This is a genomic window from Shewanella hanedai, from assembly GCF_007197645.1.
GTDB lineage: Bacteria > Pseudomonadota > Gammaproteobacteria > Enterobacterales > Shewanellaceae > Shewanella > Shewanella hanedai.
Window position 1 is genome coordinate 1 of record NZ_VKGK01000025.1, and the last position, 11,785, is coordinate 11,785.

General features: G+C 44.0%; 8 protein-coding genes and 1 other annotated feature. Of the genes, 7 read left to right on the forward strand and 1 reads right to left on the reverse strand.

Annotated elements, in window-relative coordinates; genetic code table 11:
• Window positions 1-516 precede the first annotated feature (516 nt).
• Window positions 517-625: a sequence feature (Trp leader region), on the forward strand.
• 78 nt (window positions 626-703) lie between these two features.
• The 6 genes from FN961_RS18145 (at window position 704) to trpA (ending at window position 7,644) form a co-directional block, all read left to right on the forward strand.
• On the forward strand, window positions 704-2,263 hold the full coding sequence (locus FN961_RS18145; protein WP_144041590.1) for an anthranilate synthase component 1: 1,560 nt from the start codon (window positions 704-706) through the stop codon (window positions 2,261-2,263).
• Window positions 2,264-2,375: 112 nt separating this feature from the next.
• A complete protein-coding gene (locus FN961_RS18150; protein ID WP_144041591.1) occupies window positions 2,376-2,981 on the forward strand; it encodes an aminodeoxychorismate/anthranilate synthase component II in 606 nt (201 codons plus the stop codon).
• Entirely contained in the window at window positions 2,978-4,036 is a 1,059-nt protein-coding gene (gene trpD, locus FN961_RS18155) for an anthranilate phosphoribosyltransferase (protein WP_144041592.1), read from the forward strand. The genes FN961_RS18150 and trpD overlap by 4 nt, the downstream gene beginning before the upstream one ends.
• Window position 4,037: 1 nt before the next feature.
• A complete protein-coding gene (gene trpCF / locus FN961_RS18160) occupies window positions 4,038-5,483 on the forward strand; it encodes a bifunctional indole-3-glycerol-phosphate synthase TrpC/phosphoribosylanthranilate isomerase TrpF (RefSeq protein WP_144041593.1) in 1,446 nt (481 codons plus the stop codon).
• Between the two features lie 126 nt (window positions 5,484-5,609).
• Entirely contained in the window at window positions 5,610-6,833 is a 1,224-nt protein-coding gene (gene trpB / locus FN961_RS18165) for a tryptophan synthase subunit beta (RefSeq protein WP_144041594.1), read from the forward strand.
• Window positions 6,826-7,644, forward strand: coding sequence for a tryptophan synthase subunit alpha (trpA, locus tag FN961_RS18170; RefSeq protein ID WP_144041595.1), 819 nt, complete (start codon window positions 6,826-6,828; stop codon window positions 7,642-7,644). The genes trpB and trpA overlap by 8 nt, the downstream gene beginning before the upstream one ends.
• A gap of 92 nt (window positions 7,645-7,736) precedes the next feature.
• Here the strand turns inward: trpA and FN961_RS18175 are convergent, their stop codons facing one another.
• Window positions 7,737-8,921: an HD-GYP domain-containing protein gene (locus FN961_RS18175; RefSeq protein WP_144041596.1), complete on the reverse strand. Its 1,185-nt coding sequence runs from the start codon at window positions 8,919-8,921 to the stop codon at window positions 7,737-7,739.
• A gap of 672 nt (window positions 8,922-9,593) precedes the next feature.
• On the opposite strand from FN961_RS18175, the gene FN961_RS18180 reads away from it, so the two are divergent.
• Window positions 9,594-11,771: a lipoxygenase family protein gene (locus FN961_RS18180; protein ID WP_144041597.1), complete on the forward strand. Its 2,178-nt coding sequence runs from the start codon at window positions 9,594-9,596 to the stop codon at window positions 11,769-11,771.
• Window positions 11,772-11,785: the final 14 nt, after the last annotated feature.

The window sequence follows — 11,785 nt, forward strand, 5'->3', positions numbered from 1 at the left end:
GCTTTTGGCAATCTAATTCAAGGCGACTGGATGATGGAATGGTTATTCCCTTGTGAGTTCATTCAACGCAGAAGTAGGTAGCCAAAAACACACCCAAAGGGCGAGTTTTAGCGCTTCTGATCCTGTGTTAACGAGCTTAACCGTAGAATAACTATGTATCTCACTCGTTGCAAAGAACATGGATGTTCTGAATGTCGTTAATGCAGGAGCAATTAATGACCTTACCTCAGACACGCTAAACTCTCGCTGAGCGATCACATCTTTATACTGATTGGTATAACATCTATAGAGGTATCATTTCATCTTGCTGCCAACTCAATTGTTATTATATATCTAAGATATAAACTAAAAATATTACTATTCGAGCAAATATTAAAAGATTCAATTGACATCATTCACTCGCAAATGTTTCTATATGGTCACTGGATGCAAATCAGATCCACTTTTACATGAACGTTTACTTTTTTAACCTTTATATAATGAGTTTCGATGAACACATTCTCTCAAGCACAAAATATTAATTGGTGGTGGCACTTCCCAAATTAGCGGGTGGTGTGAAACTCTGTGCTCATGTAAAAGAGACAAGATTCAACAACAAGCCCGCATAGATTGCGGGCTTTTTTGTACTTGAAATTCAACACAAAAAACAGATAAAGCTCTGCCCCTATTGCGATACAAGACGATAAGATAAGCGAGACATTAGATGAAACTAGCTCACGTGACGACAAATAAGGAGAGGATCACTTACCATGCTGACCCTCTGCGCTTATACCAGCAACTGACCCAAGATGTGCCACACACTATGTTGCTCGAATCCGCTGAAATTGAGAGCAAAGATCACCTAAAAAGCATGGTGATGACCCATAGTGCCATGATGATACGTTGTGACGGCTACCAGCTCACTTTCACAGCATTGACTGATAATGGTCTGCAACTGCTCAAACCAATACAAACTTTCTTTGCCAGTGCCAAGAGCGAACTCATTGAACACACACTCACACTGACGTTAGTCAAAGAATGTGAGATGTTGGATGAAGATGCCAGACTCAAGTCGGTCTCCCCTCTCGACGGCCTGCGGGCATTAGTCAAAGAGATAAGTTGCGGCGAGACCCCGGCATTTGAAGATCTGTTTTTAGGTGGGGTACTCGCTTATGACTTAATTGACACCGTCGAGCCGCTTCCCACCGTGCCACAAGGCGAAAATACCTGCCCTGATTATTTGTTCTATCTCGCCGAAACATTGATTCTAATTGATCATCAACTGCAACAAGCCGACATCGTTTCTCATCTGTTTAGTACAACGGATTCGCCAGTATCATCAAGTTTGCGAGATGAGTTATCAACGCGAGTTCAAAGCTTACAAGCAAAAGCAGAACAAACCCGAACGATTGACCCTTTAGTGCCTGTCACTGCTGAAACCCATGTCAATATCAGTGACGATGCGTTTAAACAAACAGTACAAGACTTAAAATCACACATCGTTGCTGGTGACATTTTCCAAGTGGTTCCATCACGTAGCTTTAGCCTACCTTGTCCTAATACATTAGGCGCTTATCGTGCACTTCGCTTAACCAATCCCAGCCCTTACATGTTCTACTTCCGAGGTCAGGACTTTACCCTTTTCGGTGCATCTCCAGAGAGCGCACTCAAATATGAAGCACACACGAATCAAGTTGAGATCTACCCTATAGCAGGCACTCGCCAGCGTGGAAAAACCGCTGATGGTGAAATAGATTTCGATCTCGATAGCCGTATTGAACTTGAATTAAGATTGGATAAAAAAGAGCTATCAGAGCACCTGATGCTGGTCGATTTAGCCCGCAATGACGTGGCGCGTATCAGCCAAAGTGGCACACGTAAAGTCGCAGAGTTATTGAAAGTCGACCGATACTCTCATGTTATGCACTTAGTCAGCCGCGTAACGGGCCAACTGCGCAGCGATCTTGATGCATTGCACGCCTATCAGGCTTGTATGAACATGGGCACATTAACCGGTGCACCTAAAGTCAGTGCTGCGCAACTTATTCGTGGCGCCGAGCAGAGCCGCCGCGGCAGTTACGGTGGCGCAGTGGGTTATCTCAACAGTCTGGGAGACATGGATACCTGTATTGTGATCCGCTCCGCGTTTGTTAAAGACGGCACCGCCTATATCCAAGCTGGCGCAGGCGTGGTATTTGACTCAGACCCACAAGCAGAAGCTGATGAAACCAGACAAAAAGCACAAGCTGTTATTTCTGCCATAAAAATGGGAGGTGGACTATGAAACTGTGTTTAATTCGGGATAATTTCGATTTTAGTGAATTCCCTAACCAGCTCCCACACTCCGCCAAAGTACAAGCACTCTTATTCTGTGCCATAAAAATGGGAGGTGGGCTATGAAACTGTACCTACTCGACAATTTCGACTCATTTACCTACAACTTAGTCGATCAGTTCAGAAGCTTAGACTATGAAGTCGTGATTTATCGTAACGATGTCGATGCCAAGTTTATTGCCAACAAATTGCTCAATGAAAAGAACAAAGCAGCGTTAGTGCTCTCACCAGGCCCAGGTGCTCCCCATGAAGCTGGCTGCTTAATGGAACTAATTGATCTGGTGGCGGGTAAAGTCCCCATGCTTGGGATCTGTCTTGGGCACCAAGCCATGATTGAGCATTACGGCGGTAAAGTTGAGCGAGCAAACCAAGTGGTTCATGGCAAAGCAAGCCCGACCTATCATCAAGCAACTGGGATATTTAACAATCTACCTTCTCCTCTGCCTGTAGCCCGTTATCACAGCCTAGTCGCCACTGTTGTGCCTGACTGTTTAGATGTCATAGCGACGACGGAGTCTATGCCGATGGCTATCTCCCACAAAAACGACAAAGCGATTGGGTTCCAATTTCACCCAGAGTCTATTCTCACCACACTTGGCAGCCAACTGCTTATTCAAACCTTAAACGAATTAACCGGCATTGATAGCCACCAAGGAGTTAATGTATGAGCCAACCCCCTCTCCAGTCAGCTGATCTGCAACCGATACTCGATAAACTCTTCGCCGGAGAGTCAGCGACACGTGAAGAAACCAAACAACTGGTCAGCAGCATCATTGCTGGTGAAATGAGTGAAGTCGTCATGGCTGGTATGCTCATCGCCATGAAAATGCGCGGTGAAACCATTGATGAAATATCTGGCGCCGCTGATGCGCTACGCAGCGCAGCTAAAGCTTTTCCTGCACCTTGTGAAATGACCCGTGAGCAAGGCATTGTCGATATAGTAGGCACTGGTGGCGATGGCCATAACACCATCAATATATCCACGACTGCCGCTTTTGTTGCCGCAGCAGCCGGAGCCAAAGTGGCTAAACATGGCAACCGCAGTGTATCAAGTAAGTCAGGCTCATCGGATCTATTGGCACAATTTGGCATCGACCTAACAATGGATCCTGAAACCGCTCGTGATTGCTTGGATACTCTCGGTCTATGTTTCCTTTTCGCCCCTCATTATCACGGCGGTGTGCGTCACGCAGTACCTGTGCGTCAAGCATTGAAAACACGCACCCTATTTAACGTACTCGGGCCACTCATTAACCCGTCCCATCCTGATTTTATCGTACTAGGCGTATACAGCGCCGAGTTGGTGAAACCTATCGCCGAAGTACTCAAAGCGTTAGGTATGAAACGCGCGATGGTGGTCCATGGAAGCGGTCTTGATGAAGTGGCAATACACGGTGATACCTTGGTCTGTGAACTCAATAATAATGACATTACCCAATACACCTTAACCCCTGAAGCATTAGGCGTGACCCAAGGTCAATTAACCGATTTAGAGGGAGGGACACCAACTGATAATGCCGAATTCACGCGAGCCATTTTGCAAGGTAAAGGCCAGCAAGCTCATAGTCATGCTGTTGCCGTAAACGCAGGCTGCGCTCTGTACATTTCAGGTGTGTGTGATAGCGTCAAATCTGGAACCCAGCTAGCACTCGACACCATCGTAACAGGTAAAGCGTACCAACTACTTGAGCAGCTCGCTAACGCCAGCAAGGCGGCTAAATAATATGTCAGGAGTCACAGTGAGCCATTCATCTACCGAAAAAGTCAGCAATGTATTAACGAAAATTGTCGACACTAAAGCTGAACATATTACAGCCTTAAAAAACCGTTTTCCAGAAACTAGTTTGCAGCCTAAAATCTCTGACCGAAGCTTGTTTGATGCGTTAAAAGCCCCTAATGCTGGCTTTATTTTCGAATGTAAAAAAGCCAGCCCTTCTAAAGGGCTAATACGTGAACATTTCGATGTCGAAGCCATCGCGGATGTTTATAACCACTATGCCGCAGGTATTTCAGTGCTCACCGACGAGCAGTTTTTCCAAGGTGACATGGATTATATTCCTCTGGTTCGCGCTCGAGTCAAACAGCCAATACTGTGCAAGGACTTTTTTGTTGACACTTATCAGGTTAAATTAGCGGCACATCAAGGGGCTGATGCCATTTTATTAATGTTATCGGTACTTGATGATGAGCAATATCGCACCCTTGCGACTGAAGCTGAAAAATACAGCTTAGACATACTGACAGAGGTGAGTAACGACACTGAACTCAAACGTGCCATCGACTTAAACGCGGCAATTATTGGCATCAATAACCGTAACCTACGTGACTTATCGACAGATTTAGCCACAACGGAGGAGTTAGCGCCTCACATTCCTGCGGATCGTGTTGTGATCAGTGAATCGGGCATATATAACCAAGCGCAAGTGCGCCGTTTAAGCCCGCTGGTTGATGGCTTTCTTGTCGGCAGCTCCTTGATGGCAGAAGCAGATCTCGACCTTGCTTGCCGTACTTTGACTTTAGGGCATAACAAGGTGTGCGGCTTAACCAAAAGTGAAGATATTTTGGCTGTAGCCAATGCCGGCGCTATCTATGCAGGGTTAATTTTCTATCCAAAGTCACCGCGTTCAGTATCAGCAGAGCAAGCTGCAATACTGGTAGAGCAACACAGAAAAGCAGGGCCAGGGCTCAAATTCATTGGTGTGTTTGTTAACGAATCACCTGAGGTTATCGCCAACCTAGCTGAAACGCTTGACCTGTTTGCCGTTCAACTTCATGGCAACGAATCTGAATACGAAATTGAACAAGTGCGCAGCGCCCTCGCATCTATAGGCTCTCAGGCCTTAATCTGGAAAGCCGTCGCAGTAAACGCGGATATAGAGCAAGAAGAAGTGAACATACCAGCTAATGTCGATCGGGTGTTATTTGACAGTAAGAGTCATCAAACAGGCGAACTGCAATTTGGTGGCACGGGCCTTACCTTTAACTGGCAACAGTCTCTGCCAAACAAACACAGCTCAATGTTGGCTGGCGGCTTAACGGCAGCACTTGCCACACTTGCTAGTTCACAAGGATTCTACGGACTGGATTTTAACTCTGGTTTGGAAAGCGCTCCGGGGATTAAAGATCACCAAGAGATCAATGCCCTATTTAGCGCACTAAGACAGTACTGATAACGGTCAGATCGTTATTATTAACCTATTTTGACTTACGCCTGAACGGCACAAATTAACGCCACGACCCCATTAATGAGAGTGGCCTACATAGAGATGCAAAGCAGATCTATTTAAGGATAACCAATGACTAAGCTCGATCCCTACTTCGGCGAATATGGTGGTATGTACGTACCGCAAATTTTAATGCCTGCACTGAAACAGTTAGAAACCGCGTTTGTTGAAGCACAAGAAGATCCCGCGTTTCAGGCAGAATTTACCGACCTACTCAAGAACTATGCAGGCCGCCCAACAGCCCTAACCCTGACGCGTAACTTGAGCCCAAACCCATTAGTTAAAATTTACCTGAAACGTGAAGACTTACTCCACGGTGGTGCCCACAAAACTAACCAGGTATTAGGTCAGGCTTTACTGGCTAAACGCATGGGTAAAAAAGAGATCATCGCCGAAACTGGCGCTGGTCAACATGGTGTAGCAACGGCGCTGGCCTGTGCACTTCTCGGTCTAAAATGTAAAGTGTACATGGGCGCAAAAGACGTCGAGCGTCAGTCACCAAACGTATTTAGAATGAAACTGATGGGCGCTGAAGTGATACCTGTCACATCGGGCTCCTCTACGCTAAAAGATGCGTGTAATGAAGCCATGCGTGACTGGTCTGGTAGCTATGATAAGGCGCATTATTTACTCGGCACTGCAGCGGGTCCTCATCCGTTCCCAACCATCGTACGTGAATTCCAGCGCATGATCGGTGAAGAGACTAAGAAGCAAATTCTTGAACGTGAAGGTCGATTACCCGATGCCGTTATCGCCTGTGTTGGCGGAGGTTCCAATGCCATTGGTATGTTTGCCGATTTTATTGATGAAGAGTCAGTCAAACTAATTGGCGTTGAACCAGCGGGTTTAGGCATAGATACCCCGATGCATGGCGCACCGCTTAAGCATGGTAAAACAGGCATATTCTTTGGTATGAAAGCGCCTTTGATGCAAGATAAAGAGGGACAAATCGAAGAGTCATACTCCATCTCTGCTGGTCTTGATTTTCCATCAGTAGGCCCGCAGCACGCACATCTAGCAGCAACTGGGCGCGCAACCTATGAATCAGCAACCGATGATGAAGCATTGGATGCTTTTCAACTGCTAGCCAAATGTGAAGGGATCATCCCCGCTTTAGAGTCAGCCCACGCTATCGCTTATGCAATCAAGTTGGCAAAAGAAGCTACTGAAGAAACCCTGCTCGTGGTTAATCTATCTGGCCGAGGCGATAAAGATATCTTTGCTGTTGCTGATATTTTAGAGGAACGCGAGAAATCACCAACGAGCCAGCAAAAAGAGGAGAGTGGCAATGTCTGAATCTAAACAAGCAGGCCGTTATCAGGCAACTTTTGCCGCACTAAAAGAGAAAAACCAAGGCGCCTTCGTCCCTTTTGTCACCTTAGGCGATCCAAGCCCTGAACTTTCGTTAAAGATTGTTGATTGCTTAGTGGCAAACGGCGCTGATGCGTTAGAGCTGGGCTTCCCCTTCTCGGACCCATTGGCTGATGGTCCAGTCATACAAGGGGCAAACCTGCGTTCACTTGCTGCTGGCACCACACCAACTCAGTGCTTTGAAATGTTGACTCTTATTCGTGCTAAATACCCAGACTTACCTATCGGGCTTCTTCTTTACGCCAACTTAGTCTTCGCCAACGGCATCGATTCTTTTTACGCTAAGGCTCAAGCCGCAGGTGTCGATTCGGTATTGATAGCCGACGTACCTGTCGAAGAATCCGCTGAGTTCATCGCATCAGCAAAAGCACATGGCGTTGCACCTATCTTTATCGCACCGCCTAATGCTGACAGTGACACTCTTAAACTTGTCAGTGAAAAAGGTGAAGGTTACACCTATCTTTTATCTCGTGCTGGCGTTACTGGCACTGAATCTAAAGCTGGTATGCCGATTGGTGATATTTTATCTCGACTCAAAGAGTTTAACGGTGCTCCACCTTTACTAGGCTTCGGCATTGCAGAACCCTCTCAAGTGAAAGAAGCGATTCAGGCTGGCGCAGCTGGCGCTATTTCAGGCTCTGCAGTGGTTAAGATTATCGAAGCCAATAAAGATAATGAAGTTGAGCTCCTTACCCAATTAGGTGAGTTCACTCGTAATATGAAAGCAGCAACTTAATACCAATCACAGTAAAAAGTTGAACTGATAAAAACAAAAATAGCGCCATTTGGCGCTATTTTTTTATCTTTGAATTAAGTAGCCCTTAAACATTAACCTTCATAAGTTAAGAACTCTATAATCTGTTCCATGTCCAGATCGAACTCATCAGCTCTCACACACTTAACAATATGTTCAGTTTCCATGGCAGATAGATCGATATCCTGCGCCACTTCAAACTGTTTTGGATCCAAGCGGTAGAAAGCTTTTACCCGAGGACGAACTGGATTCTGTAAATTATGCCCCTCAACAATAGCCAAACGATTTGAGTCCAGTTGGACTAAAGCGCCTACGGGGTAAACTCCCAAGCACTGAATAAAGCGGTCAACCAATTTCTCATCCAATTGATTTTCTTTCGCTAACGCCCTTAATATACTAAAAGACTTAACTTGAGAATAACCTTCTTTATAACAACGACTTGACGTCAAGGCATCATAAATATCGCAGATGGAGATCATGCGACCATACATGGAGATCTCCTTCCCTTTAATGCCATTAGGGTAGCCTTCACCATTAAGTTTTTCGTGATGTAAGGCGGCGACTTCATGGCTAATGGCACTGACACCCGGTGTTTTTCTAATGATCTTAATAGAGTGCATAGCATGGCTTTGCATGATTGCGAACTCTTTATCATTTAGCTTACCAGGCTTATTCAGAATAGCGTCGGGTATCATGATCTTACCAACATCATGAAGAAACGCCCCTATCGCTAGCTGACTAACAATCTCTTTGCTTAACTTCATGTGAAAAGCAAACATGGTCATCAACACAGATACTGCAACTGAGTGTTCTAAAAGGTACTCATCCTTATGTCGGATGTTAAGCACACATGAAAGGGCATCTGGATTCTTAAAGATCATATCGATGGATTCATCGGTCACCTTGTTCACCGATGCAAGATCAAGTTCATGGCCATTTTTTGCTGCATGAAACAATTTTTTTTGAATATTTTTAGATTCATCAAAAACAACTCGGGCTCTTGCCACTTGCTCGGCAAAAGAGGGAGTAATAGTTTCTACGACTGGAGCTGCAATCACCTGAGACATCATAACTGAAGCTTCTCGAGTCTTACTCATGTCGATAAGAAGGCGCTGTACTCCTCTGTTTTTTAATCCCTCAATAACACTCTCACTTTCCAACCAGCTAGCCTTAGTAAGGTGAAACTGTCCTTTCGGGAAAGCAATGTCAAGAACGTACATGCCAACACGAACATTAGAGATATCTTGCTCGACAATCATATGTTGAAACCCTATTTCCTAAAGCAGAACTTACAAGTCTCGATACGAAAAATGGTTCGAGGGGCAAGTTCAAAGTATGGTTCACAAAGCAATAATAGACCAGTAGGGCCTTAGTTAAGCCTAAGGTTATATACTGATGGGATTATTTTGCATACTAACACAACAATATTCAATGTGTGCTAGCAGGAATCATAGTAACTGGCTACTTTTTATGCTATCAACACTTATTTGTACAATAAATTACCATTCACTGAGAAACATATACCTATAGGCTAAAACAAACTTAACTTCACCTATGTTTCACAACATTTGAAGTTTATAAAGCCAGATTAATAACAAGTTAAAATACAAATAGATTATTTATTTACATATAAATGGTCTATTTACCTTGCGTAATTAAAATAAAAACCAACTAACAGTCATGGATGGTAACACCAAAAAAACATACCAAGTCAGCCATAAACATCAGTATTGTTAAATTAAAGCCATAAATAACCAACAAAGTAAAAATTAATAAAATATTCAACTTAACAGTCAAAATAACAATGTTAATGAGTTGTACGCAACCCGCTAGTCTAATTGTTATTTTATATGCATTATAAATAACATCCACCACAACACACTGTTTAATATATTGATTTATATATTCACTTATTTAAGGAAAGGATATTCATGAAAAGTGTTTTACAAAAAGCATCATTGCCGCAATTCATTACCGAACAAGATAAAGAAAAAAGAAAGATGGAGCTATCAATATCAAAAACAGATTACAATTACATGTTTAGTTATTTAGAGCCTATTCCCATTGCTGCAAGCGTACCGAAAAGTGAAGAGTTCAGCCCCGACTACGAATATAAAGTGTTACAAGTATTTACTCCCTTAGTTGAAAATTTTAAAGCAGTTATTATCGGTTTAATTGAAAAGGAACTTCTCGATGATCTCCCCAATGATATGCGGGCATCATTCAAGGCTGTAGAGGATGCCCATGACAAGTTAACTGCCGCGACGGATGAAGGCGCAATAAAAAAATTCGTCCATGAAGCTGAATATGTAAACGAATTAATACATGCACTAGCGAAAATCCCTAAAGAATTAGAAGCCGCTATTCAGGGAGCCGTACGGTTACCGAAAGATTTAATAAAAATGGTTGAAGGACTAGATAAGGTTTTTAAAGAGTTCGAAAAAGAGGGCTCTACTGCATTTCTAAAAAACACCATGTACGACATGTTGGCAACGGATAATAATCGGGACTATTTAGCCGCAACGAGCACACAAGATTACGTCGACTTATTTAAGACATTGCCCGTACCAGATCTACTCAACATAGAGAAGCAGAGCTGGATGCCACAGGCGAGTGAACAGGAAGTTTGGCAGCAAGACTGGTACTTCGGCTACATGCAAATAGCCGGGTTTAATACCACCAACCTAAAAGGCGTTCAGCTCAGTAATAGTCACTCCTCGGAAGTTATCGTACTAGTCGATTTATTGAAAAAAATGCCCATCACTGATGCTATATTCCAACAGGTCAGTGGCAACTGTGATCTCACTTTACATCAAGCCGCTGAACAAGGTCTGCTATACGTATGCGACTACGCCATGATGGAAGGTTTAGAGGGAAGTGAACTACACAAAAAGCAACGCTATCCAAATGCCCCTATTGCGTTATTTTTATGGAATAAAATCCCTCCAAAAGGCTACCCTTCGACAGGTGCAATGCAGCCCATTTGCATTCAACTTTCACAAAAATTTGATCCAGAAGCTGCGCCTATCTATACCCCCAATGACTGTACCCATAACTTAGATACCCATGGCTATAAGTGGCAAATCGCCAAAGCTTTTGTTCAAAATGCTTGCGCAATCCAACACGAAACAGTGGCTCACTTAGGCGCTTGCCATTTAACAATTGAGCCAATGATAGTCGCCGCAAATCGTCAGCTTGCTAAAGCACACCCCTTAATGGTGTTGCTCAAACCTCATTTTAAATTTACCCTGCCCATCAATGACGCTGCGATCCATAGCCTCATTGTACCTGGTGGTGTAGTTGCATCAGTACTGTCAACAAGTCATGACAGCAGCGCAAAAATGATTGTAGATGCACATAATAAATGGCGATTTGATGATCAATTCCCAGATCGTCTATTCAAACTCAGAGGCGTGTGTGAGCAATCACTGCCTAACTTCCCATTCAGAGAAGACACTTTAGATCTTTGGCAAGCTATCCAGGAATTTGTTGGTCAGTATCTCTCTCTTTACTACAAAGGTGATTCGCTTCTCGCACGGGATGAACAAGTAGCTGAAGATTATGAACTGCAGAACTGGATCAATGAAATGGTCGATAGCCGCTGCGCAGCAATTAAAGGCATGGAGGGGCTGATTGAAACAGACAGCCAAGGACAAGCTTATCAAATCCGAGACTTCGATTACTTAATTAAGCTCGTCTCCCTCATTATCTATACTGCCAGTGCCCAACATGCATCAGTTAATTATGCCCAGTGGCCATTAATGAGTTACATGCCAAGTGTGTCTGGCACTCTATATGCTCAAGCCCCCACTCGTTCAGATGAACTCACAGACAAACACTATCTAGCATGTTTGCCGCCATTAGATATCGCTCTCTATCAGGCGACGTTTGGGTACCTGCTCAGCAACGTCCAATACGACAGACTCGGTCATTATAGTGATGATCCAAGAAAGTCCTATTTTCAGGATCCTCAAGTATCAGCGGTCGTCACCGAATTTCAGATGAAACTGAATCAGATCGAACTCGACATTCACCAACGCAATAAAAGCAGACCTTTCCCCTATCCATTCCAATTACCATCTCAAGTGCCAAATAGCATAAGCATCTAGCAGCACAATAATCT

Excerpts from the sequence above, each read along its gene's own strand:
- FN961_RS18180 (WP_144041597.1), top strand. The coding sequence starts at position 9,594 with ATGAAAAGTGTTTTACAAAAAGCATCATTGCCGCAATTCATTACCGAA.
- trpD (WP_144041592.1), top strand. The coding sequence starts at position 2,978 with ATGAGCCAACCCCCTCTCCAGTCAGCTGATCTGCAACCGATACTCGAT.
- FN961_RS18150 (WP_144041591.1), top strand. The coding sequence starts at position 2,376 with ATGAAACTGTACCTACTCGACAATTTCGACTCATTTACCTACAACTTA.
- FN961_RS18145 (WP_144041590.1), top strand. The coding sequence starts at position 704 with ATGAAACTAGCTCACGTGACGACAAATAAGGAGAGGATCACTTACCAT.
- trpB (WP_144041594.1), top strand. The coding sequence starts at position 5,610 with ATGACTAAGCTCGATCCCTACTTCGGCGAATATGGTGGTATGTACGTA.
- trpA (WP_144041595.1), top strand. The coding sequence starts at position 6,826 with ATGTCTGAATCTAAACAAGCAGGCCGTTATCAGGCAACTTTTGCCGCA.
- trpCF (WP_144041593.1), top strand. The coding sequence starts at position 4,038 with ATGTCAGGAGTCACAGTGAGCCATTCATCTACCGAAAAAGTCAGCAAT.
- FN961_RS18175 (WP_144041596.1), bottom strand. The coding sequence starts at position 8,921 with ATGATTGTCGAGCAAGATATCTCTAATGTTCGTGTTGGCATGTACGTT.